This window comes from Pseudomonas sp. PDM20 (assembly GCF_014852575.3).
Lineage (GTDB): Bacteria > Pseudomonadota > Gammaproteobacteria > Pseudomonadales > Pseudomonadaceae > Pseudomonas.
Window position 1 is genome coordinate 5,788,006 of the sequence record NZ_CM181224.1, and the last position, 21,343, is coordinate 5,809,348.

22 protein-coding genes are annotated in these 21,343 nt (G+C 66.3%); 10 read left to right on the forward strand and 12 right to left on the reverse strand.

Annotated features, from left to right (window positions below; genetic code table 11):
• The first annotated feature begins 137 nt into the window (after positions 1 to 137).
• Positions 138 to 380 (forward strand): DUF6868 family protein, encoded by a 243-nt coding sequence (locus IB261_RS26695; protein WP_151188473.1) that lies wholly within the window; start codon positions 138 to 140, stop codon positions 378 to 380.
• 112 nt (positions 381 to 492) lie between these two features.
• The gene (locus IB261_RS26700) at positions 493 to 708 is read left to right on the forward strand and encodes a hypothetical protein (RefSeq protein ID WP_192225251.1); all 216 of its coding nucleotides are present in this window, start codon (positions 493 to 495) and stop codon (positions 706 to 708) included.
• A gap of 6 nt (positions 709 to 714) precedes the next feature.
• Here the strand turns inward: IB261_RS26700 and IB261_RS26705 are convergent, their stop codons facing one another.
• Entirely contained in the window at positions 715 to 1,797 is a 1,083-nt protein-coding gene (locus IB261_RS26705) for a fatty acid desaturase family protein (protein ID WP_192383752.1), read from the reverse strand.
• 11 nt (positions 1,798 to 1,808) lie between these two features.
• A complete protein-coding gene (locus IB261_RS26710) occupies positions 1,809 to 2,909 on the reverse strand; it encodes a flavin reductase family protein (RefSeq protein ID WP_192383751.1) in 1,101 nt (366 codons plus the stop codon).
• Between the two features lie 154 nt (positions 2,910 to 3,063).
• Between IB261_RS26710 and IB261_RS26715 the strand changes: the two genes are divergently transcribed.
• The 5 genes from IB261_RS26715 (at position 3,064) to IB261_RS26735 (ending at position 6,435) form a co-directional block, all read left to right on the forward strand.
• The gene (locus tag IB261_RS26715) at positions 3,064 to 3,699 is read left to right on the forward strand and encodes a TetR family transcriptional regulator (RefSeq protein ID WP_081515573.1); all 636 of its coding nucleotides are present in this window, start codon (positions 3,064 to 3,066) and stop codon (positions 3,697 to 3,699) included.
• A 199-nt stretch (positions 3,700 to 3,898) separates the two neighbouring features.
• Positions 3,899 to 4,399, forward strand: a complete 501-nt coding sequence (ureE, locus tag IB261_RS26720; RefSeq protein WP_192383750.1) for an urease accessory protein UreE — start codon at positions 3,899 to 3,901, stop codon at positions 4,397 to 4,399.
• Between the two features lie 87 nt (positions 4,400 to 4,486).
• Complete coding sequence (locus tag IB261_RS26725; RefSeq protein WP_192383749.1) at positions 4,487 to 5,164, forward strand: urease accessory protein UreF; 678 nt, start codon at positions 4,487 to 4,489, stop codon at positions 5,162 to 5,164.
• Between the two features lie 10 nt (positions 5,165 to 5,174).
• Complete coding sequence (gene ureG / locus IB261_RS26730; RefSeq protein ID WP_045216312.1) at positions 5,175 to 5,789, forward strand: urease accessory protein UreG; 615 nt, start codon at positions 5,175 to 5,177, stop codon at positions 5,787 to 5,789.
• Positions 5,790 to 5,862: 73 nt separating this feature from the next.
• Positions 5,863 to 6,435 carry a HupE/UreJ family protein gene (locus IB261_RS26735; RefSeq protein ID WP_192383748.1) on the forward strand — a complete coding sequence of 191 codons (573 nt, stop codon included), beginning with the start codon at positions 5,863 to 5,865 and terminating at the stop codon, positions 6,433 to 6,435.
• Positions 6,436 to 6,699: 264 nt separating this feature from the next.
• Here the strand turns inward: IB261_RS26735 and IB261_RS26740 are convergent, their stop codons facing one another.
• The 9 genes from IB261_RS26740 to amaB all read right to left on the reverse strand — a co-directional run bounded on the left by IB261_RS26740 (position 6,700) and on the right by amaB (position 17,606).
• The gene (locus IB261_RS26740; protein ID WP_081515568.1) at positions 6,700 to 7,464 is read right to left on the reverse strand and encodes an SDR family oxidoreductase; all 765 of its coding nucleotides are present in this window, start codon (positions 7,462 to 7,464) and stop codon (positions 6,700 to 6,702) included.
• A gap of 510 nt (positions 7,465 to 7,974) precedes the next feature.
• Positions 7,975 to 8,904 carry a bifunctional Delta(1)-pyrroline-2-carboxylate/Delta(1)-piperideine-2-carboxylate reductase gene (gene lhpI, locus IB261_RS26745; RefSeq protein WP_192383747.1) on the reverse strand — a complete coding sequence of 310 codons (930 nt, stop codon included), beginning with the start codon at positions 8,902 to 8,904 and terminating at the stop codon, positions 7,975 to 7,977.
• A gap of 234 nt (positions 8,905 to 9,138) precedes the next feature.
• The gene (locus IB261_RS26750; RefSeq protein ID WP_151188476.1) at positions 9,139 to 9,855 is read right to left on the reverse strand and encodes an ABC transporter ATP-binding protein; all 717 of its coding nucleotides are present in this window, start codon (positions 9,853 to 9,855) and stop codon (positions 9,139 to 9,141) included.
• Entirely contained in the window at positions 9,852 to 10,727 is an 876-nt protein-coding gene (locus tag IB261_RS26755) for an ABC transporter ATP-binding protein (protein ID WP_138524199.1), read from the reverse strand. The genes IB261_RS26750 and IB261_RS26755 overlap by 4 nt, the downstream gene beginning before the upstream one ends.
• Entirely contained in the window at positions 10,724 to 12,025 is a 1,302-nt protein-coding gene (livM, locus tag IB261_RS26760; protein ID WP_081515793.1) for a high-affinity branched-chain amino acid ABC transporter permease LivM, read from the reverse strand. Before livM ends, IB261_RS26755 begins: the two co-directional genes overlap by 4 nt.
• 5 nt (positions 12,026 to 12,030) lie before the next feature.
• Complete coding sequence (locus tag IB261_RS26765; protein WP_081515564.1) at positions 12,031 to 12,945, reverse strand: ABC transporter permease subunit; 915 nt, start codon at positions 12,943 to 12,945, stop codon at positions 12,031 to 12,033.
• Positions 12,946 to 13,165: 220 nt separating this feature from the next.
• Positions 13,166 to 14,299, reverse strand: coding sequence for a branched-chain amino acid ABC transporter substrate-binding protein (locus tag IB261_RS26770; RefSeq protein ID WP_081515563.1), 1,134 nt, complete (start codon positions 14,297 to 14,299; stop codon positions 13,166 to 13,168).
• Between the two features lie 419 nt (positions 14,300 to 14,718).
• Entirely contained in the window at positions 14,719 to 16,002 is a 1,284-nt protein-coding gene (gene amaA / locus IB261_RS26775; RefSeq protein WP_192225245.1) for an L-pipecolate oxidase, read from the reverse strand.
• Positions 16,003 to 16,115: 113 nt separating this feature from the next.
• The gene (amaB, locus tag IB261_RS26780; RefSeq protein WP_318653090.1) at positions 16,116 to 17,606 is read right to left on the reverse strand and encodes an L-piperidine-6-carboxylate dehydrogenase; all 1,491 of its coding nucleotides are present in this window, start codon (positions 17,604 to 17,606) and stop codon (positions 16,116 to 16,118) included.
• Between the two features lie 120 nt (positions 17,607 to 17,726).
• Between amaB and IB261_RS26785 the strand changes: the two genes are divergently transcribed.
• Complete coding sequence (locus tag IB261_RS26785; RefSeq protein WP_081515560.1) at positions 17,727 to 18,620, forward strand: LysR family transcriptional regulator; 894 nt, start codon at positions 17,727 to 17,729, stop codon at positions 18,618 to 18,620.
• Between the two features lie 10 nt (positions 18,621 to 18,630).
• On the opposite strand, the gene IB261_RS26790 is transcribed toward IB261_RS26785, so the two are convergent.
• Positions 18,631 to 19,323: an NrtR DNA-binding winged helix domain-containing protein gene (locus IB261_RS26790; protein ID WP_151188478.1), complete on the reverse strand. Its 693-nt coding sequence runs from the start codon at positions 19,321 to 19,323 to the stop codon at positions 18,631 to 18,633.
• Positions 19,324 to 19,492: 169 nt separating this feature from the next.
• Here IB261_RS26790 and IB261_RS26795 point away from each other — a divergent pair, with 169 nt between their 5' ends.
• Together IB261_RS26795 and pncB are read left to right on the forward strand one after the other, a co-directional pair.
• Complete coding sequence (locus tag IB261_RS26795) at positions 19,493 to 20,140, forward strand: nicotinamidase (protein WP_081515558.1); 648 nt, start codon at positions 19,493 to 19,495, stop codon at positions 20,138 to 20,140.
• Between the two features lie 2 nt (positions 20,141 to 20,142).
• Positions 20,143 to 21,342: a nicotinate phosphoribosyltransferase gene (pncB, locus tag IB261_RS26800; protein WP_081515557.1), complete on the forward strand. Its 1,200-nt coding sequence runs from the start codon at positions 20,143 to 20,145 to the stop codon at positions 21,340 to 21,342.
• Position 21,343 lies beyond the last annotated feature (1 nt).

Sequence of the window (21,343 nt, forward strand, 5' to 3'; positions counted from 1 at the left end):
AGATCACATGGTTTGCAGCAGGTGCGCATTATGGCCGGCGGCCAGTGCGCCGGCTATCGGACGCGCGCCCGCCGGCAAACCGGTGAAACCCTGCGCCCGGCGGCTACTCCAATGCAGTATGTGGCCGGAGAATCCTCATGCCGCTCCTGGACCTGAAACCCTTCCTGCTCTACTGCACCCTGATCAACTACGTCATCCTGCTGGTCTGGTTCGCCGCCTTCACCCTCGCCCACGACTTCGTCTACCGCCTGCATTCGCGCTGGTTCACCCTGCCAGTCGAGCAGTTCGACGCGATTCATTACGGCGGCATGGCCGTCTACAAGATCGGCGTCCTGCTGCTCAACCTGGTGCCACTGCTGGCGCTGTACATGCTTTCCTGAATCGATCTGCCACCGATGCGACATCATGACCGTCGATCGGAAAGCAACTTGTTGAAATTTATTGGAAATACTCGGGTCGTAGGGTGCACGCAGTTTTCAGGAGATCACCACCGTGCACCACGCAACCCGCAGCCTGCGAAAGACTCTCGACGCCGTCGCCGCCAACAACGAGGCCACGGCCCTGGAAGTCATGCGGGCGGTCGAACAGGTCCAGGATGACCTGCTCCGACAGAAGCTGCTGAAGTCCATCCATCACCTCAACCAGGACGCCGCCGACCTGCGCGCCCTGCGTGAGGACATCGCCTCGCCGCTGACCCGCCGCGCCTGATCTGCCTCAGGCGATCGCCGGCTGTGTCGGTCGGCGATGGATCCAGATGCGCTTGAGCACCGTGGCGAACTGCGCCGACAGGCGGCCGCTGTTGTAGGTCTGGCCGTAGCGCGCGGCAATCGCCTGCACCTCCTTCGACAGCTGCGCATAGCGGCGCGCCGGCAGGTCCGGATAGAGGTGGTGCTCGATCTGGTGGCTGAGGTTGCCGGTGAGGATATGGAACAGCGGGCCGCCTTCCAGGTTGCTCGACCCGCGCAGCTGGCGCAGGTACCAGTGGCCACGCGTCTCCTCCTGCACCACCTCGGGCGGGAATACCGCCGCCTTCTCGGTGAAGTGGCCGCAGAAGATCACGGTGAAGGTCCACAGGTTGCGCATCAGATTGGCGATGACGTTGCCCAGCAGCACCGCGCCGAAGGCGCCGGTGAACAGGCCGAGCAGCGGGAACACCAGGTAATCCTTCACCCACTGGCGCCCGACCTTGGCGTTGAACTGGCGCAGCAGCGGGCGCAACTCTTCCTTGCTCATCCGCCCCTTCACGTACTTGTCCAGGCGCAGATGCTGCACCGCCACGGCGTACTGGAACAGCAGCGCCTGCAGCGTCACCCAGAGCGGCTGCCAGCGGTAGAACGGCTTCCACTTCTGCTCGGGGAACAGCCGCACCACGCCGTAGCCCACATCGTCGTCCATGCCCAGCACGTTGGTGTAGGTGTGATGCACATGGTTGTGCGTGTGCCGCCAGAAGTCCGCGGGGCCGACGATGTCCCACTCATAGTTGCGCCCGGAGAATTCCGGATCGTTCATCCAGTCGTACTGGCCATGCATGACGTTATGGCCCAGCTCCATGTTCTCCAGGATCTTGCCCAGCCCGAGCAGGAAGGTGCCCAGCAGCCAGGTCGGCGGGAACCAGCCGGCCATCAGCAGCACACGGCCGCTCCAGCAGCAGAAGCGCACCGCCGCGCGGATGCGACGGATGTAGCGGGCGTCTTTTTCGCCCAGGTCATGCAGGGTGCGCTGGCGCAGGGCGTCCAGCTCGGCACCGAAGGCCGCCAGTTCGGCGGCGCTGAGGTCGCGATCTTCGCGCATGGACATTCTCCTGAAGATCAGAGATCGAGGGTCAGGTCGCCCTGGGGCGCGCTGACGCAGATACGGATGGGCTGGCCCGGTTCGCTGAACAGCTCGCCGCTGCGCAAGTCGCGCACGCAGCCGCTGACCAGCGTGCAGGTGCAACTGGTGCAGACGCCCTGGCGGCAGCCGTGCACCGGGCGCAGGCCGTGGGATTCGGCCTGCTCCAACAGGCTGCGGCGGCTATCGCCAGCCACCTGCAACGCGCTGCGGGCGAAGCTCAGACTCACGGCCTTTGCCGGCTCTTGCCCGTCCCAGGCCGGCGGGCTGAAGCTTTCCACCTGCAGGCTGCGGCTGCTCGCGCCCAGCGCCTGGCGTACCGTTTCGACGAAGCCGCCAGGGCCGCAGGCCAGCACGTGGCGGCCATCCAGGTCGGCCACATGATCGCGCTGGAAGCGTCCGGACAACTCGCCGTCCCGCGCGGCATCGCCGCTCAACGCCCAGCGCAGTTCGAGATTCGGGTACTGCCGCGCCAGCGCCTGAAGCCCATCGACGAAGGCCTTCTGGCCGCGCTGTCGAACGTAATGCAGCAGCGTTACCGGGCCGCCGTAGCCGCGCGCCAGCGCCTCGCGCAGCAGGCCGAGCAAGGGTGTCAGGCCACTGCCCGCAGCCAGCAGCAGCACGCCCTGGTCATCGGTCGGCCAGCTCAGGTCGCCGTCCGGCAGGCCCAGCTCCAGCACTTCACCGACGCACAATTGCTGCAGCAGGAAGGTGGATATGCGCCCGCCCGGCTGCAGCTTCACGGCGAACTCCAGGCAGCCGTCCTCGGCGACGCGGGTCAGGCTGTAGCTGCGGCTGTGGCGCACACCGTCGCGCTCGACGAACAGTTGCAGGTGCTGGCCGAGCCGCGCGCCGCGCCAGTGCGCGTTGGGGCGCAGGCGCAGTTCGAGCATGTCGTCCGCCACCCACTGCCGCGCCTCGACCCGCGCGAACACGCGGCGCAGCGACCAGCCACGGTTGCAGGCGCGCAACGCGGCATCGACATCCGACTCGCGCAGCCACTGGCCGCGCACCAGGGCGCGCAGCGGCGACAACAGCGGCGAGAGGAAACGCAGGCCGGCAAAGGGAAGCAGGGACATGGGCGAACACCGAACAGTAAACATATGTTCACTTAAAATCTCACGAGCAGGAGATTTCAGTCAACACTCGTTCACTATTTTCCACAGGAACTTCCCCCGCGCCGACCGGCATTTGCTAGAGTGCCTGCGCCTTTGCCCTGGATAGCACTGCCGTATGGCCACTCCCCGCGCCGAACAGAAACAACAGACCCGCCTGGCCCTGATGGATGCCGCGCGCGGCCTGATGGACAGCGGCCGCGGCTTCGGCAGCCTGAGCCTGCGGGAAGTGGCGAAGACGGCGGGCATCGTGCCGGCGGGCTTCTATCGGCACTTCACCGACATGGACCAGCTCGGCCTCGCCCTGGTCGCCGATGTCGACGAGACCTTCCGCGAGACCCTGCGCGTGGTGCGTCGCAACGAATTCGAGCTGGGCGGCGTGATCGAGGCCTCGGTGCGCATCTTCCTCGACGCCGTCACCGCCAACCGCACCCAGTTCCTCTTCCTCGCCCGCGAGCAGTACGGCGGCTCGCACCCGATTCGTCAGGCCGTGGGCGCCCTGCGCCAGCGCATCACCGACGACCTCGCCGCCGACCTTGCACTGCTCAACAAGCTGCCGCACCTCACCACCCAGGACATCGACGTGATCGCCGACCTCGTGGTGAAGACGGTGTTCGCCACCCTGCCCGAGCTGATCGACCCACCGGCCGACAGCCTGCCGACGCACCTCTCGCCCCAGGCGAAGATCACCCAGCAGCTGCGCTTCATCATGATCGGCGCCAAGCACTGGACCGGGATCGGCTCGCGGCCCTGACGCACCCCCGCGCGCTCGCTCCTACGAAAAGCACTACTGCCCCGCCTTGGTGCGCACCGTTTTCGTGCGCACCATCCTTGCGCGCACGCACCATTGCTGACCACTCGGACAAGCGCTGCAGCCCGCGCCAGCGCTGACGCAGACCCGCACTGGCAAGCCCCTTGCTGTAGCACCGCCATTGCTACTGCCGGACACTGCCATGCTGGTCATCCACCAACGAACCGAACCCCGCGAACACTGGGACGCCGAGCTGCGCCTGAATTACGAGGCGCGCAGCAAGAGCCGCCTGCGCTGCTTCACCAGCACCGGTGAAGACGTCGGCCTGTTCCTCGAACGCGGCCAGTCGCCGCTGACCGATGGCGAGTGCCTGTTGGCCAACGATGGCCGCGTGGTGCGCGTCTGCGCGGCGCCGGAAAAACTCCTCCACGTCACCTGCGCCAACGCCCGTGAGCTGAACCGCGCGGCCTATCACCTGGGCAATCGCCACGTTGCCCTGCAGGTCGGCGATGGCTGGCTGCGCCTGCTCGACGACTACGTGCTCAAGGCCATGCTCGACCAGCTCGGCGCCACGGTGGAAACCATCGACGCGCCCTTCCAGCCGGAGCATGGTGCCTACGGGGGGGGGCACCACCATTCGCACCACGGCGAAGAGCAATTCAACTACGCGCCGAAGCTGCACCAGTTCGGGGTGCGTTTGTGATGTTCCTGCGCGAGTCAGGGGCCCTCACCCCAGCCCTCTCCCAGAGGGAGAGGGGGCAGATCGGCGCGTCTGTACAGGCCGTCGCTCATGGCTGAGCCCTCCGCTATCTGGTCGCTGTTGCGCCTGGCCAGTCCGCAGTTGCCCATCGGCGGCTACAGCTATTCCCAGGGCCTGGAAAGCGCCATCGACCAGGGCCAGGTGAGGGATGCCGACGGTGCCCGTACCTGGCTCGCCGACCAGTTGCACCTGAACCTCGCGCGCTTCGAAGGCCCGCTGCTGGCCGAGCTGCTGCGTGCCGCGCAAGACGCTGACTGGGACGCCCTGCGCGACGCCGCCGAGCGTCATCGTGCCAGCCGCGAAACCCGTGAGCTGGGCCTGGAGAACCGGCAGATGGGCTTCTCCCTCGGCCAGTTGCTCGAGGCCCTGCCCGAGCTGGACGAGCCCGCCCGCCAGTGGCTTGCAGTGCAAGGCGAGCCCTCCTTCGCCGCCGCCTGGGCCCTGGCCGCCCGCGCCTGGGGGCTCTCCCCGGAGCAGGCACTCGGCGCCTGGCTGTGGAGCTGGCTGGAGAACCAGCTGGCGGTGCTGATGAAGACCCTGCCGCTGGGCCAGATGGCTGCGCAGAAGCTCACCTCGCAACTGCTCCCCGACCTCGACGCCGCCTGCCGGGCCGCGCTGGAAAACGATCCCCACGGCGGCGCGCCCTTCGGGCTCGCGCTGGCCTGCATGACTCACGAAACCCAATACAGCCGTCTGTTCCGCTCCTAGGAGAACTGCCATGAACTCTCAACCTCTTCGCGTCGGCATCGGCGGCCCGGTGGGCTCCGGCAAGACCGCCCTGACCCTGGCGCTGTGCCGCGCCCTGCGCCAGCGCTACAACATCGCCGTGGTCACCAACGACATCTACACCCAGGAGGACGCGCAGTTCCTGGTGCGCAACGAAGCACTGGAGCCGGAGCGGATCATCGGCGTGGAAACCGGCGGCTGCCCGCACACGGCGATTCGCGAGGACGCCTCGATCAACCTCGAAGCCGTGGACCAGCTCAACCGCCGCTTCCCCGGCCTCGACCTGATCCTGGTGGAGTCCGGCGGCGACAACCTCTCGGCCACCTTCAGCCCCGAGCTGTCGGACCTGACCCTCTACGTGATCGACGTGTCCGCCGGCGACAAGATCCCGCGCAAGGGCGGGCCGGGCATCTGCAAGTCCGACCTGCTGGTGATCAACAAGATCGACCTCGCCCCGCTGGTGGGCGCCTCGCTGGAAGTGATGGACCAGGACGCCTCGCGCATGCGCGGCGACAAGCCCTTCGTCTTCAGCAACCAGAAGACCGGCCAGGGCCTGGCCGAGATCATCACCTTCATCGAGCGCCAGGGCCTGCTGAGCGCAGCCTGATGCCTTCTTCGCGGCCGCGGATGCCGGCCGTTCCATGACCAGACGCTCCATCACAAGAACCAGGGAGTTTTCCATGCAGCTGCGCAAAGCCCTCTACAGCCTGGCGCTGTTCCTCACTCCGGCCGTGGCCTTCGCCCATCCGGGCCACGGCGACCACGGCCTGATCGCCGGCATCGCCCATCCCCTCACCGGCCTCGACCACCTGCTGGCAATGTTTGCCGTCGGGCTCTGGGCCGCGCAGCAGAAAGGCGCGGCGCGGCTGGCGCTGCCGTGCACCTTCGTCGTGACCATGCTGATCGGCGGGCTGCTGGGCTTCGAGGGGCTGGAGATGCCGTTCATGGAGACCGGCATCGCCGCTTCCGTGCTGGCGCTGGGCCTGTGCGTTGCACTGGCGTTGCGTCCGCCGCTGTTCCTGGCGATGGGCGCGACTGCACTGTTCGCCCTCGCCCACGGCGTGGCCCACGGGCTGGAACTGCCGGAGCTGAGCAGCCCGTGGCTGTATGCCGCCGGCTTCGTCGGCGCGACTGCGGCGCTGCATACGGCGGGTTACGGGATCGTTCGCCTGCTGCCGCAGGCGGCTGCACCGCTGGTGCGTTTCGCCGGGCTGGCATCGGCGGGTGCGGGCGCCTGGCTGCTCGCGGGCTGACCTGCTCGTTTCTACAAGATCAACAGCCCCTCACCCTAACCCTCTCCCGCAAGCGGGAGAGGGGATCGTTCGGCGCGAGTTGAAGCCTCGGCGTCAGCCGGTACGGACGGCTCCTCTCCCAGAGGGAGAGAAGGCAGTTTGGTGCAGGATGAAGCCTCGATGTCAGCCGGCTCGGACGGCCCCCTCTCCCTCTGGGAGAGGGCTGGGGTGAGGGAGAAGTCCCGGCACGGACACCCCGGAGTACGACGGTTAGCCGACCGCACATCACCCCTTGCGATGCACCGCAAACCCTGCCCACGCCTGGCTCACCGGCATGATTTCCAGGGTGTTGATGTTGATGTGCGGCGGCTGGTTCATGATCCAGTGGATGGTCTCGGCAATGTCCGCGGACTGGATCGGCTCGGCGCCCGCGTAGGTCTTGTCGTATTTCGCCTGGTCACCGCCGAAGCGCACCAGGGAGAATTCGCTCTCGCACATGCCCGGCTCGAGGTTGGTGACGCGCACGCCGGTGCCCTGCAGGTCGCAACGCAGGTTCAGCGAGAACTGCTCGACGAAGGCCTTGGTCGCGCCATACACGTGACCGCCCGGATAGGGCCAGTGGCCGGCCACCGAACCCAGGTTGAGGATGCTCGCGCCCGGGCCATGGGCGATCAGGCGCGGCAGCAGCAGGCGGGTGGCGTACATCAGGCCCTTGATGTTGGTGTCCACCATGGTGTCCCAGTCATCCAGCTCGCAGTTCTGCGCAGGGTCGGTACCCAGGGCGAGGCCGGCGTTGTTGATCAGGCCACGCAGCTTGGCGAACTTCTCCGGCAGGCTGTCCACCGCAGCGGTCATCGCCGCGCGGTCGCGCACGTCGAGCACCAGCGGCAGTACCTCGGTCTCGGCGGAAAGCTCCTGGGCCAGCGCATTCAGCCGCTCCTCGCGACGGCCGGTGATCACCAGCGACCACCCGTCACGGGCGAAACGCCGCGCGCAGGCTTCGCCGAAGCCGGAAGTGGCGCCGGTAATGAACAGAGTGGGAGTAGTCATCACAGATATCCTCTTGCTGGGCACTGCCGTCGCCGATGCATGCCGGGGAATCGTACGGTGCGCGTTCTTGTCGGTCGGCCGAGCATAACAGCCCGAACCCGCCGCGTTGCGTTACAGCCGCGCTGGATAAAACCCGAACAGACGCCTGAAAGCCCCATGGCCACGGGCCTGCCGCGAGTTGCGCCCACCTTTTCCACAGGCTGCTCCACGGATTCTGTGGGCAAGCGGAATGCCGATTTCCCTCTGGACGATTTTCGAGCGCCCCGCCGCACGCCCCGCCGTCGCTGCGCTGGAGAAGTTCTTCCCAAGGTTATCCACAGGTCTTTCAACGGCTGACGGGGACAACTATCGGAGGCGCGGAACTTTTCCGCGAAGCCGTACCTGTCCATCCATACAGGGGTTGCGGGGTGATCGAGCAGAAATCGACCGCTTCGGGCGGCACCTGCTGCCATGGGGCCTGGCGAGGTTCTCCCAGACGTTATCCACAGGCCGGCCCACAGATTTTCTGGATTAATTCACGGCAAGCAGCAGGCGCGCGGCGATCAGGTCTTCCAGTGCATAACCCACGGACTTGAACAGGGTGATCTCGCTGTCGTCCTTGCGTGCGCCGCGACCGCTCAGGAGGTCGGCCAACTGGCAGTGGATAGCACTCTCGTCGATCACGCCTTCGCTTACCGGGATCAGCAGGTCGCCCGCCTCTTCCAGCGCACCTTCGCGGGTATCGACCACGATGCGCGCGCGGCGCACGGCTTCGCTGTCGGTCTCGCGCATGGACGGCAGAAAGGCGCCGACCAGGTCGAGGTGGCAGCCCGAGCGCAGCCAGGCGCCATGGACGATGGGTTCGCGCGAGGTGGTGACACAGCTGATGCAGTCCGCCGCCGCCACGCCGCCGCGCAGATCGGCGCAGGCATGGACGGGATAGCCTTCGTCCTGAAGCTGCTTCACCAGCGCATGCACCTTGTCTTCGTGTCGGCCCCAGACGGCGACATCCTCGTACTCGCGCACCGAGCAGTGGGCGCGGACCATGTGCGGCGCCAGGGTGCCGCTGCCGACCACCAGCAGCCGGCGGGCATCGCGGCGCACCAGGTAATCGGCGGCCAGCGCAGAGGTGCAGGCAGTGCGCCGTGCGGTCATTTCCGAGGCCTCGAGCATCGCCAACGGGCGTCCCGTCTCGCCGTCGAACAGGCAGAACAGCGCGGCCACGGCTGGCAGGTTCTTCGCGCCGTTGCCGGGGAAGACGGTGACCAGCTTGACGCCGATGTCCTGCCCCGGCCGCCACACCGGCATGGTCAACAGTGAGGCATTGCCGGGCAATTCATGGCAGCCGCGAACCGGGGCTTCGCAGGGTCCGGCGAGGCCGATGCGCAGGGCTTCGATCAGCTGGGGATAACTCAGGCGCTCGGCGACGTCGGCGTTGGTGAGAAAGCGGAGGTCTTGCATGGAAACCCCTCTTGGAGAAAACGGTGGGTAGTCCGCTCCGAAGATCAAGAGCCCCTCACCCTAACCCTCTCCCGCAAGCGGGAGAGGGGACCGTTCGGAGCAGGATGAAACCACGGAGTCAGCCGGCACGATCTGCCCCCTCTCCCTCCGGAGCGGGGCGCGCAGCCAGGGTTGGGGTGAGGGCAGGAGGCCGCACCGACCCTCCATAGAAAGACAGCTACGAAAGGTGGCGCGTCAGTGCCCGCCCAGATACGCGTTGCGAACCTCCTGGTTGCCCAGCAACTCGGCGCCGGTGCCGCTCAGGCGAATCTCGCCGTTGACCATCACGTAGCCACGGTCGGACAGCTTCAGCGCGTGGTTGGCGTTCTGCTCCACGAGGAACAGCGTCATCCCGCTCTTGGCCAGCTCGCGCAGGGTCTGGAAGATCTGCTTGACCACGATGGGCGCGAGGCCCAGCGAGGGTTCGTCGAGCAGCAGCAGCTTGGGCCGGCTCATCAGCGCGCGGGCGATGGCGAGCATCTGCTGCTCGCCGCCGGACATGGTCATGGCGCGCTGGTTGCGCCGCTCCTTCAGGCGCGGGAAGAGCTCGAACATGCGCTGCATGTCCTCCTGGGCGTGGTCCATGCCGACGGGAATGGTGCCCATCAGCAGGTTCTCCTCCACCGTCATGTCGGGGAACACCCGGCGCCCCTCCGGCGACTGCGCGATGCCGTTGGAGGCCACGTAGTGCGCCGACTTGTGGCGGATGTCCTGGCCCTTGTAGAGGATCGCGCCACCGGCTGCGCGCGGCTGGCCGAAGATCGACATCAGCAGCGTCGACTTGCCCGCGCCGTTGGCGCCGATCAGCGCCACGGTTTCCCCTTCGTTGACGGTCAGCGAGACTTTCTTCAGCGCCTGGATCGGCCCGTAGAACACATCGACCTCACGGAATTCCAACATCGGCGCCGTCATGCCAGCTCCTCTTCGTCTGCGCCGAGATAGGCGGCGATCACTTTCTCGTTGTGGCGGATCTCGTCCGGCGCGCCACGGGCGATGACCACGCCGTGGTCGAGCACGATGATGTGGTCGGAGATGTTCATCACCATGCCCATGTCGTGTTCGATCAGCAGCACGGTGATGCCGTGGTGGTCGCGCAGGTAGCGCACGATGCGCGCCAGCGCCTGGGTTTCGGCCGGGTTCAGGCCGGCGGCGGGTTCGTCGAGGCAGATCAGCTCGGGCCGGGTGCACATGGCGCGGGCGATCTCCAGGCGGCGCTGCTGCCCGTAGGACATCTCGCCGGCCAGGCGGTTGGCGCAGTCCACCAGGTCCACCACTTCCAGCCAGTAAAAGGCGTGGTCCAGCGCCTCGCTTTCCGCGCGGCGGTAGCCGGGGGTGTTGAGCACGCCGGCGATGAGGTTGCGGTTGACGAACATGTGCTGGGCCACCAGCAGGTTCTCCACCACCGACATCTCGCGGAACAGCCGGATGTTCTGGAAGGTGCGCGCCAGCCCTGCGCGGTTCACCAGGTGGGTGCCGCCGAACATCTTGTAGTACAGGCGGTTGCCGAACTGCGCCGGGTTGACGAAATCGCCGCCCTGGAACGGCTGGCCGAGCACCTTGATGACGTCGGTGGTGCCGCCCTGGGTGTTGAGCAGGATGTTGCCGCCGGTGGCCTTGTAGAAGCCGGTGAGGCAGTTGAACACCGTGGTCTTGCCGGCGCCGTTGGGGCCGATCAGCGCGGTGATGGAGCCGCGTTCCACGTCGAGGTTGACGTCGTTGAGCGCCTTGATGCCGCCGAAGTGCATCATCAGGTGCTCGACGCTGAGGATCTTGTCACCGCTCATGGCGCCACCCCCTTGCGGACGGCGAAGCCCGAGCGGCTGATGCGGATCAGCCCACGCGGACGCCAGATCATCATCAGCACCATGAGGATGCCGAACAGCAGCACGCGGTAGTCGGCGAAGCTGCGCAGCAGTTCTGGCGCCACGGTGAGGACGAAGGCGGCGATCACCACGCCCACCGTCGAGCCCATGCCGCCCAGCACCACGATGGCGAGGATCAGCGCGGACTCGAAGAAGGTGAACGACGACGGGTTGACGAAGCCCTGGTAGCTGGCGAAGAACACCCCGGCCAGGCCTGCGGTAGAGGCGCCGAGCATGAACGCCGAGAGCTTCACCAGCACGTGGTTCAGGCCCATGGCGCGGCAGGCGATCTCGTCCTCGCGCAGCGCTTCCCAGGCGCGGCCGACCGGCATGCGGGTCAGCCGGTGCTTGATGTAGAGCACCAGCAGCACCACCAGGAAGAGCACCACGTAGATGAACAGGAACTTGAAGTTCTGGTTGTAATCGATGCCGAGGAACTCGTGGATCGGCGTGCCGCCCTCCTTCGCCCGGCGACCGAATTCGAGGCCGAAGAAGGTCGGCGACGGCACCGGCATGCCGTTCGGGCCGCCGGTGAAGGACAGCCAGTTGTTGAGAATCAGGCGGATGATCTCGCCGAAGCCCAGAGTCACGATGGCCAGGTAGTCACCGTGCATCCGCAACACCGGGAAGCCCAGCAGCGCCCCCGCCAGCGCGGCGACGATGGCCGCCAGCGGCAGCACCGTCCAGAAGCCCAGGCCCAGGTACTGGTAACCCAGCGCGAGGCCGTAGGCGCCGATGGCGTAGAAGGCCACGTAGCCGAGGTCGAGCAGGCCGGCGAGGCCGACCACGATGTTCAGGCCCAGGCCCAGCAGCACATAGATCAGCCCGAGGATGATCACGGTGAGCAGGTACTTGCTGGCGAAGAACGGGAAGATCACCGCGGCGAGGATCACCAGCGGGACTATCCAGCGCAGGCGCGTCTTGTAGCCCGGCGGCAGGACGCTGATGCCCGAGTCGGAGCTTTCGAAGCGGTCCATGATGCGGCTGCCGGCCGGGGTCTGCAGGTACAGGCTGAGCAGCAGGCGGCCGAGCATCACCGCGCCGATCATCCAGGCGAGGCGCACCGGTTCGAGCTTGAAGCTGTAGCCGTCGAGCACGATGCCGACGATGGGGCCGAAGACGATCAGGGCAATGAGACCGGCGAGCACGGTGTCGACCAGGCTCTTCTTGATATCGATGCGCGCAGTCTTGGGCGCGGCTGAAGTCTGGGAGGCGGACATCATGCTTACACCTTCGACACCTGGGGACGACCCAGGAGCCCTTGCGGCCGGAAGATCAGGATGGTCACCAGCAGGCCGAAGGCGAACACGTCCTTGAAGTCGGTATTCACCATGCCCGAGAACTGCGCCTCGGCCACGCCCAGGATCAGCCCGCCGAGCATCGCACCGGGCAGAGAGCCGATGCCGCCGAGCACGGCGGCGGTGAACGCCTTGATGCCGATGATGAAGCCCGCGTAGAAGTCGAAGGTGCCGTAGTTCATGGTGATCAGCACGCCGGCCAGCGCGGCCATGGCGGCGCCGATGATGAACACGTAGGAGATCACCCGGTCGGTGTTGATCCCCAGGATCGAGGCCATCTTGCGGTCCTGCTGGGTGGCGCGGCACATGCGCCCGAGCTTGGTGTACTGGATCACGTAGGTCAGCACCGCCATGCCGACGAAGGCGGCGATGAGGATGAACACCTTGGTGTAGGTCAGCTGCACGAAGCCTTCGCCGATGTGGAACTTGAAGGCGCCGTCGAGCAGGGTCGGCACGCCTTGCTGGCGCGGGCCCTGGGCCAGCTGCACGTAGTTCTGCAGGATCAGCGACATGCCGATGGCGGAGATCAGCGGGGCCAGGCGCGTGGAGTTGCGCAGCGGCTTGTAGGCGATGCGCTCGATCACCCAGCCATAGACTCCGGTGACGAAGATGGTGAAGACCAGCGTGCCGAGGATCAGCAGCGGGAAGGACTGCAAGCCGAAGAAGGCCAGCAGTGCCAGGCCGACGGCGGAGAGGTAGGCGGAGATCATGTACACCTCGCCATGGGCGAAGTTGATCATGCCGATGATGCCGTAGACCATCGTGTAGCCGATGGCGATCAGGCCGTAGACCGACCCCAGGGTCAGCCCGTTGATCATTTGCTGGAGGAAAATACCGTCCACGATTGGGTACTCACACAGACAGGGCAGGGAAGGCTGGCGGCAAGCGGGCTGAACGGCTCGTGACCGTCGCCGGGCAAGCGCCGACCTGCGGGGATACCGGCGCCGCTCGTGGCGGCGCCGGCAGATCGCACGGGGTGCGCAATCGCTGCGCGGGGCACCGCTTCACCGGCCTGGCGGGCCTGGCCGGTGAAGCTCGGGAGCCTCGACAGGAGCCGGCCCCTTACTTCTGTTTCTCCAACTGGTGGTACTTGCCCTTGTCGTCCCACTGGTAGACGACATAGTCGGAGACCTTCAGGTCGCCCTTCTCATCCCACTCCTTCTTGCCCATGACGGTGTCGACCGGGTGGGTGTGCAGCCACTTGCTGGCCGCCTGGGGATCGTTCTTGCCAGCGCCGTTGAAGGCGGCGGCCAGTGCCTGAACCGAGGCGTAGGCGTACAGGGTGTAGCCTTCGGGCTCGAAGCCGCTGGCGCGGAACTTGTCCACCACGGCCTTGCCTTCGGGAATCAGGCGCGGGTCGGCGCCGAAGGTCATCAGCACACCCTTGGTGTACTGCGGGCCGCCAGCGGTGGTGACCAGTTCGTCGGTGACGATGCCGTCGTCGGAGAAGAACACGGTGGTCAGGCCCTGCTCGCGCATCTGCCGGACCAGCGGACCGGCCTCCGGGTGCAGGCCGCCGAAGAACACCACTTCCGCGCCCGAGGAACGGATCTTGGTGACCAGGGCATTGAAGTCCTTCTCACCGCGGGTCAGGCCCTCGTAGAGCACTTCGGTGACGCCCAGCTTGTTCAGTTGCGCCTTGGTCGCGTCCGCCAGGCCCTGGCCGTAGGTGTCCTTGTCGTGGATAACCGCGACTTTCTTGGCCTTGAGCACGTTGACGATGTAATTGCCGGCGACCACGCCCTGCTGGTCGTCGCGGCCGCACATGCGGAACATGCCGGCAAGGCCACGCTCGGTGACTTTCGGGTTGGTCGAGCCGGGGGTGATGGTGATGAGACCGGCCTCGTCATAGACCTCGGAGGCGGGAATGGTGTTGGAGGAGCAGAAGTGGCCGACGACACCCACGGCCTTGTCCTGGTCAACCAGACGGTTGGCAACGGCCACGGCCTGCTTCGGCTCACAGGCGTCGTCGGCCTTCACCAGCTTGATCTTTTCCCCGTTGACGCCACCGGCGGCGTTGATTGCGTCGGCGGCCATATTGGCGCCGCGCCAGTACTGTTCACCGAACGAGGCGTTCGCCCCGGTATGCGGACCCGCGACCCCGATAACGACATCGGCCTGTACTACGGAAGACACGCCCAGTGCGGTGGTTACCGCCAGAGCCAGAAAGCCTTTTCTGAAAATCTTCTGCGACATGGAGTTTTGCTCCTGAGGGTTTTTGTAATGGCGCGTTGTATTTCTTGTTGGCGATTTCTCGTGTAGCGATTCAGCGACTTAGCGATCAATCAACAGCAAGCGGCGTGCCATTCGTTTTTGTTATTAACCAAGTCCTACAGCGAAAACAGCCCGAGCTGGCAGACATCAAGTGCTAGACACGTGCAACCCATTGAAAGCATAAGGTGCAACCCAGCAGGCAAAAGGGTGCAACCCGACTTCCCGTGGGCTGGCTTTTTCCAGCCACCACAGGCGCAACCCCAACCGTAACCATCGCTGTCACCGAACTGCACATCCGCGGTGCAGACCCGTCGGGGTAACGCACCATAAGAGGCTAGACCAAAGTGCAGCGAGCGTTGGCGGGTCAAACCGGGGCGGCCCTCGCCCCGCCTTGAGCAGCGTCAGATCACCACCCGCAGGCATTGCCCGGCGTGGTAGAGGGAGAAGCCGGCTTCGTACAGACAGCTGCGCAGGCCCACCGCGGAGATTTCCTCCATGGGCCTGAGCGGCATCGGCAAGGCGCTGGCGTCACCGTCCAGCAGGAAGTCGGCGAAGGCCTTGCCCACCACCGTGCCGGTGGTGACGCCACGGCCGTTGTAGCCGCTCATGGCGACCAGCCCCGGCGCCGGCTCGAACAGGCGCATGAGGTGATCGGGGGTGAAGTCGATGCAGCCGGTCCAGGTGAACTCCCAGTCCACCTTGCCCAGCCTGGGAAAGTAGTGCTGCTGGATGCGGTCGGCCCAGCTTTTCAGGAACCATGCCGGCTTGCCGGTACCCTTGCCGAGGCTGCCGAGCAGCAGGCGGCCGTCGGCGTCACGGCGGATGCTGCTGAGCACCTGGCGGGTATCCCAGGAGCCCTGCCCGCCCGGCAGGATGCGCGCGGCCTCGGCGCCCTCCAGCGGACGCGAGGCAACCTGGTAGTAGTAACCGGGGAAGAAGGTGCGGCGCAGTTGCGTCCACTCGCCTTCGGTGTAGGCGCTGGAGGCGATCACCACCTTGTCGGCGGTGACCACGCCGCCGGCTGTGATCACGTTCCACGCACTGCCCACGCGCACCAGGCCAACCACCGGGGAATGGTGGTACAGCTCGCCACCCAGGCCGACCACCGCGCGGGCCAGGCCGCTGACGTAGCCCATGGGATTGAGCGTGCCGGCGCGGCGGTCGAGCAGCGCGCCAGCAATCTTGTCGGTGCCGCAAGCCTGTTCGCAGTCGGCGCCGGTGAGCAGTTCCACCGGCGCCCCGCGGCGGCCCCATTGTTCGCAGCGGCTGCGCAGGTCCGCCAGGCCACGGGCGTTGTGCGCCATGTGCAGCGTGCCTTCGCGGCGCGCCTGGCAATCGATGGCGTACTTGTCGATCAGCGAGAACACCAGCGAGGGCGCGTCGCCGAGCATGCGGTTGACCCGCTGCCCGATCTCCGCGCCCATGCCGGCTTCGATCTCGTCCGGGGGAATCCACAGGCCGGCGTTGACCAGCCCGACGTTGCGCCCCGAGCCACCATGCCCGGTGGTGTGGGCTTCCAGCACGCAGACCTTCTGGCCGCGCTCCAGCAGATGCAGCGCGGCGGACAGGCCGGTGAAGCCCGCGCCGATGACACACACGTCGACCTTGCGATCCCCGCGCAGCTCAGGGGCTTCCGGGCGGTCGGGAGTCAGGTGTTCCCACAGACACTCTTGGCGAAGCGACATCCAGCGATCCTTCTACGCGAACCTTTGTGAATGACTCTGTACTGCGTGTTTCTCGTAGGGCGGATAACCGCAAGCGGTTATTCGCCCTACGTTGAGCGCGCGGAAACTCGGCCTCAGTCGAAGACTATGCCCTGGGCCAGCGGCAGTTCCCGCGAGTAGTTCACGGTGTTGGTCTGCCTGCGCATGTAGCCCTTCCAGGCGTCGGAGCCGGACTCGCGGCCGCCGCCGGTTTCCTTCTCGCCACCGAAGGCGCCGCCGATCTCCGCGCCGCTGGGGCCGATGTTGACGTTGGCGATGCCGCAGTCGCTGCCCACCGCCGAGATGAAGGCTTCCGCCTCGCGCAGGTCCGTGGTGAAGATGCACGACGACAGGCCCTGGGGCACGCCGTTGTTCAGCGCCACCGCATCGTTGAAGTCCTGGTAGGGCACCACGTAGAGGATCGGCGCGAAAGTCTCGCTGCGCACTACATCGCTCTGCTCGAGCATCTCGACGATGGCCGGCGACACGTAGTAGGCCTCGGGGAATTTCTCGGCCAGCTGGCGCTCGCCGCCGAACACCACGCCGCCCTCACCACGCGCCTGCTCCAGCGCGCCCTGCATGGCGAGGAAACTGCGCTCGTCGATCAGCGGGCCGACCAGGTTGCCTTCCAGCGGATGGCCGATGCGCACCTTGGCGTAGGCGGTCTTCAGGCGGCTGACGAACTCGTCCTTCACCGACTCGTGTGCAATCAACCGGCGCAGGGTGGTGCAGCGCTGCCCGGCGGTGCCGACGGCGCTGAACAGCACGGCGCGCACGGCCATGTCGAGGTCGGCGCTGGGCGCCAGGACCATCGCGTTGTTGCCACCCAGCTCGAGGATGCTGCGGCCGAAACGGGCCGCCACGCGCGGGCCGACTTCGCGACCCATGCGGGTGCTGCCGGTGGCGCTGACCAGGGCGACGCGCACGTCGTCGACCAGCGCTTCGCCGGCGCTGCGATCGCCGATCACCACCTGGCTGAGGTGTGCCGGAGCGTCGCCGAATTTCTTCAGCGCGCGCTCGAATAGCGCCTGGCAGGCCAGCGCGGTGAGCGGGGTCTTCTCCGATGGCTTCCACACCACCGAGTTACCGCAGACCAGCGCCAGCGCGGTGTTCCACGACCACACGGCGACCGGGAAATTGAAGGCGCTGATCACCCCGACCACGCCCAGTGGATGCCAGGTCTCGCGCATGTGGTGGCCGGGGCGCTCGGAGGCGATGGTCAGGCCGTAGAGCTGGCGCGACAGGCCGACGGCGAAGTCGCAGATGTCGATCATCTCCTGCACTTCGCCCAGGCCTTCCTGGGTGATCTTGCCGGCTTCCCAGGACACCAGTTCGCCGAGAGCCGCCTTGCTCGCCCGCAGTTCCTCGCCGAACAGGCGCACCAGTTCGCCACGGCGCGGCGCCGGCACCTTGCGCCAGGCGTCGAAGGCATGGGCGGCGCGGCCGATCTTCTGCTCCACCTCGGCGGCGCTTTCCAGGCGCACCGCGCCCAGGCGGCTGCCGTCGATGGGAGAGTGGATGACCTGATCGCCACCGGTGACCAGGCGGGCATCGACGCCGAGGGATTCGAGCAGTGCGGAAATCATGCGGACTCCAGTTCTTTTCAGATGACCTGACGGAATGCCAGCAGTAATAAACGGCTTGCCGAGGCACAACAAACGACGTTTCCTATGCACATCATTCCGTAAATTCATGAACTGCCCGCCATGCTGAGCAAACGCCACCTGCCGTCCATGACCGCCCTGCAATGCTTCGAAGCGGTGGCGCGGCACCTGAGTTTTACCCGTGCCTCCGAAGAGCTGAACCTGACCCAGAGCGCGGTCAGCAAGCAGGTGGCGCAGCTGGAGGAAATGCTCCAGCACCTGCTGTTCCGCCGTGTGCGCCGCCGCCTGCAACTGACCCCGGCGGGCGATCTGTACCTGGTGGAGGTACGCAAGATCCTCACGCAGGTGGAGATGTCCACCCACTACCTGCTGTCCTACGGCGGCGAAACCGAGGTGCTGCGCGTGGCGACGCCGCCGACCTTCGGCGCGCGCTGGCTGATCCCGCGGCTGAACGGCTGGCGCCATCGCCACCCGAACATCCACCTGGACCTGCGCCAGGAACTGGAACCCGGCGACCTGCTGCAATCACGCTGCGATATCGCGTTCTTCTTCGGCGCCGCCACCCTGCCCGGCGCGGAGTGCGTGGCGCTGTTCGGCGAGGAGATGGTGCCGGTGTGCTCACCGGCGATCCTGCCGGCGCAGCCGCTGAGCGACCCGACCCAGCTGGCGGACCTGGTCCTGCTGCAGAACGCCACGCGCCAGGAAGCCTGGCACGAGTGGTTCCTCAGCCTCGGCCAGCACAGCGAGCACAGCTACCACGGGCCGCGTTTCGACACCTTCTACATGTGCATCCGCGCAGCGCAGGCCGGCTGCGGCGTGGCACTGCTGCCGCGGTTCCTGGTGGAAGAGGAGCTGAGCGAAGGCAAGCTGGTGATCGCCTGGCAGCACGGCCTGCAGAGCCGCAGCGGCTATTACCTGGCGTACCCCGAGCATGCGGCGGCGGTGCCCAAGGTCAGGGCGTTTGTCGAGTGGATCGGGGAGCGGATGGAGGGCTAGCGCCGGGAGTTCAGACCAGTAGACTTCGATCAAACACGAACGCCCCATCCCCCTGCGGCGTAAAACGCAGCACATGTTGTGGCCGTCCCATCGGCGGCTGATGGCGTTCGCCGGTGTCTTCCACCCAGCCCGCCGCCTTCATCCGCTCCAGTCGGCCGCGCAGGCTGGAATGCTGGATTTCCTCGCCGATGGACCACTCGAAGGCCTTCAGCGCCTCGGCCACGGTGAAGCGCTCCGGCAGCAGGTGCAGCGGCAGCGCGCTGTACACCGACTTGCCCGCCAGCCGCTCGCAGGCCTGCTGCACGAGCTGGGTGTGGTCGAAGGGCAAGGGGAAACGCTCGCTGCGTACGGACTCCAGCGGCACGAAGTCCAGGTCGTCGGCGGCCAGCTCGATGTCTGGCGCCACCAGCACCAGGTAGAACACGCTCAGGGACCAGCCGCGCGGGTCACGCACCGCATTGCCCACGGTCGCCACCTGCTCCATGTACGCCGGCTTCACCCGCGCCTTTTCACGCAGTGCGCGCAGGGCGGCATCATCCAGGCCATGGTCGGCGCAGCGGCCGTTGATCAGCACGCCGGGCAGCGCCCACTGGCCTTCGAACGGCGCCTTGGCGCGGCGGATCAGTAGCAGCTCCAGCCCGCGCTCGGCGTTCAGGCGCAGCGCCACGATATCCACGGTGGCCAGCACTTCAGCGGTACTCATCGATGCTCCTCCCATGCTTCCTCACCGGAAGAAGCCCTGCGACTTATTTCACCATGTACAGAAAGCATCTTCCACCTCTGGGCATTTTTCATCTTTCTGCTTGACGACTTATTTCACGTCGTGAATTATGTAGCCACGACAGACCACCAACGGTCAAGCGGAGGCTTCCATGAACCTGATCGCCAGCTTCGATGTAGACGCCCAGAAGAGCTTCACCCCGCTCTGCCCCAACGAGCTGCCGGTGCCCGGCGGTGACACCATCGGCGGCGCCCTCAACCTGATGGCCGAGCGCGCCAGCCTGCGCCTGGGCAGCAAGGACGCCCACAGCCCGCAAGCGCCCTGGGTAGTGAGCGAGCCGGCACAGATGCTGCAACCGCTCGCCCTGCCCAACGCCGACCTCACCTGGGTCAGCCACTGCGTGCCGGGCACGCCGGGCTTCGAGCTGCTGGACGAATTGCCCAGGCCGATGGACTACGACTTCTTCATCTGGAAGGGCGTGGAGCCGGACCTGCACCCCTACGGTGCGTGCTACCACGACCTGGCGGAGCGACGCAGCACCGGGGTGATCGAATACCTGCGGCAGAACGCGGTCAGCCATGTACTGGTGGGCGGCCTGGCGCTGGACTACTGCGTGAAGACCACCGCACTGCAACTGCGCCGCGCCGGCTTCCAGGTGCTGCTGTACCTGCCGGCCTGCCGCGCCATCGCGGAGGACACCGCGAAGGCCGCCTGCAATGAAATGCGCAGCGCCGGGGTCATCCTCTGCGCCAACGAGAACGAACTGGACGAGGCCCTGTGGGGCATCAGGGAGAATTGATCATGGCCGAGAGCGTGTTTGCCGACAGCATCGTGCAGAACCTGCTGGACACCGACTTCTACAAGCTGACGATGATGCAGGCGGTGCTGCACAACTACCCCAACGCCGAGGTGGAGTGGGAGTTCCGCTGCCGCAACGCCGAGGACCTGCGCCCGTACCTCGCGGAAATCCGCTACCAGATCGAGCGCCTGGCCGAACTGGAAGCCACGCCGGACCAGTTGGCCTTCCTCGAACGCATCCCGTTCATCAAGCCGGACTTCATCCGCTTCCTCAGCCTGTTCCGCTTCAACCTGCGCTATGTGCACACCAGCATCGAGGACGGCCAGCTGGCCATCCGCCTGCGCGGGCCGTGGCTGCACGTGATCCTCTTCGAGGTGCCGCTGCTGGCCATCGTCAGCGAGGTGCGCAACCGCTATCGCTACCGGGAGGTGGTGCTGGAGCAGGTCGGTGAGCAGCTCTATCGCAAGCTCGACTGGCTCGCCGGCAACGCCAGCGCGGAGGAGCTGAAGGAATTCCAGGTGGCCGACTTCGGTACCCGCCGGCGCTTCTCCTACCGCACCCAGGAAGAAGTCGTGCACATCCTCAAGCGCGACTTCCCCGGCCGCTTCGTCGGTACCAGCAACGTGCACCTGGCCCGCGAATTCGACGTCAAGCCGATCGGCACCATGGCCCACGAATGGCTGATGGCGCACCAGCAGCTCGGTCCGCGGCTGATCGACAGCCAGATCGCCGCGCTGGACTGCTGGGTGCGTGAATACCGCGGCCAGCTGGGCATCGCGCTGACCGACTGCATTACCATGGACGCCTTCCTGGGCGACTTCGACCTGTACTTCGCCAAGCTCTTCGATGGCCTGCGCCACGACTCGGGCGACCCGCTGGTCTGGGCCGAGAAGGCCATCGCCCACTACCGCCGGCTGGGAATCGACCCGCTGACCAAGACCCTGGTGTTCTCCGACGGCCTCGACATGCCCAAGGCGTTGCAGCTCTTCCGCGCATTGCGTGGCAAGATCAACGTCAGTTTCGGCATCGGTACCAACCTGACCTGCGACATCCCCGGGGTGGAACCGATGAACATCGTGATCAAGATGACGGCCTGCAACGGCCACCCCGTGGCGAAGATTTCCGACACCCCGGGCAAGACCCAATGCCGCGACGAGAACTTCGTCGCCTACCTGCGCCACGTGTTCAAGGTGCCGGTGTAAC

What these genes read in the sequence shown, in the direction of transcription:
- lhpI (WP_192383747.1), bottom strand. Translation starts at nt 8,904, where the DNA reads ATGCAAGACCTCCGCTTTCTCACCAACGCCGACGTCGCCGAGCGCCTG.
- IB261_RS26710 (WP_192383751.1), bottom strand. Translation starts at nt 2,909, where the DNA reads ATGTCCCTGCTTCCCTTTGCCGGCCTGCGTTTCCTCTCGCCGCTGTTG.
- IB261_RS26695 (WP_151188473.1), top strand. Translation starts at nt 138, where the DNA reads ATGCCGCTCCTGGACCTGAAACCCTTCCTGCTCTACTGCACCCTGATC.
- IB261_RS26785 (WP_081515560.1), top strand. Translation starts at nt 17,727, where the DNA reads ATGCTGAGCAAACGCCACCTGCCGTCCATGACCGCCCTGCAATGCTTC.
- amaA (WP_192225245.1), bottom strand. Translation starts at nt 16,002, where the DNA reads ATGTCGCTTCGCCAAGAGTGTCTGTGGGAACACCTGACTCCCGACCGC.
- livM (WP_081515793.1), bottom strand. Translation starts at nt 12,025, where the DNA reads ATGTCCGCCTCCCAGACTTCAGCCGCGCCCAAGACTGCGCGCATCGAT.
- IB261_RS26740 (WP_081515568.1), bottom strand. Translation starts at nt 7,464, where the DNA reads ATGACTACTCCCACTCTGTTCATTACCGGCGCCACTTCCGGCTTCGGC.
- IB261_RS26795 (WP_081515558.1), top strand. Translation starts at nt 19,493, where the DNA reads ATGAACCTGATCGCCAGCTTCGATGTAGACGCCCAGAAGAGCTTCACC.
- IB261_RS26725 (WP_192383749.1), top strand. Translation starts at nt 4,487, where the DNA reads ATGGCTGAGCCCTCCGCTATCTGGTCGCTGTTGCGCCTGGCCAGTCCG.
- amaB (WP_318653090.1), bottom strand. Translation starts at nt 17,606, where the DNA reads ATGATTTCCGCACTGCTCGAATCCCTCGGCGTCGATGCCCGCCTGGTC.
- IB261_RS26755 (WP_138524199.1), bottom strand. Translation starts at nt 10,727, where the DNA reads ATGAGCGGTGACAAGATCCTCAGCGTCGAGCACCTGATGATGCACTTC.
- IB261_RS26750 (WP_151188476.1), bottom strand. Translation starts at nt 9,855, where the DNA reads ATGACGGCGCCGATGTTGGAATTCCGTGAGGTCGATGTGTTCTACGGG.
- pncB (WP_081515557.1), top strand. Translation starts at nt 20,143, where the DNA reads ATGGCCGAGAGCGTGTTTGCCGACAGCATCGTGCAGAACCTGCTGGAC.
- IB261_RS26735 (WP_192383748.1), top strand. Translation starts at nt 5,863, where the DNA reads ATGCAGCTGCGCAAAGCCCTCTACAGCCTGGCGCTGTTCCTCACTCCG.
- IB261_RS26705 (WP_192383752.1), bottom strand. Translation starts at nt 1,797, where the DNA reads ATGTCCATGCGCGAAGATCGCGACCTCAGCGCCGCCGAACTGGCGGCC.
- ureE (WP_192383750.1), top strand. Translation starts at nt 3,899, where the DNA reads ATGCTGGTCATCCACCAACGAACCGAACCCCGCGAACACTGGGACGCC.
- IB261_RS26715 (WP_081515573.1), top strand. Translation starts at nt 3,064, where the DNA reads ATGGCCACTCCCCGCGCCGAACAGAAACAACAGACCCGCCTGGCCCTG.
- ureG (WP_045216312.1), top strand. Translation starts at nt 5,175, where the DNA reads ATGAACTCTCAACCTCTTCGCGTCGGCATCGGCGGCCCGGTGGGCTCC.
- IB261_RS26770 (WP_081515563.1), bottom strand. Translation starts at nt 14,299, where the DNA reads ATGTCGCAGAAGATTTTCAGAAAAGGCTTTCTGGCTCTGGCGGTAACC.
- IB261_RS26790 (WP_151188478.1), bottom strand. Translation starts at nt 19,323, where the DNA reads ATGAGTACCGCTGAAGTGCTGGCCACCGTGGATATCGTGGCGCTGCGC.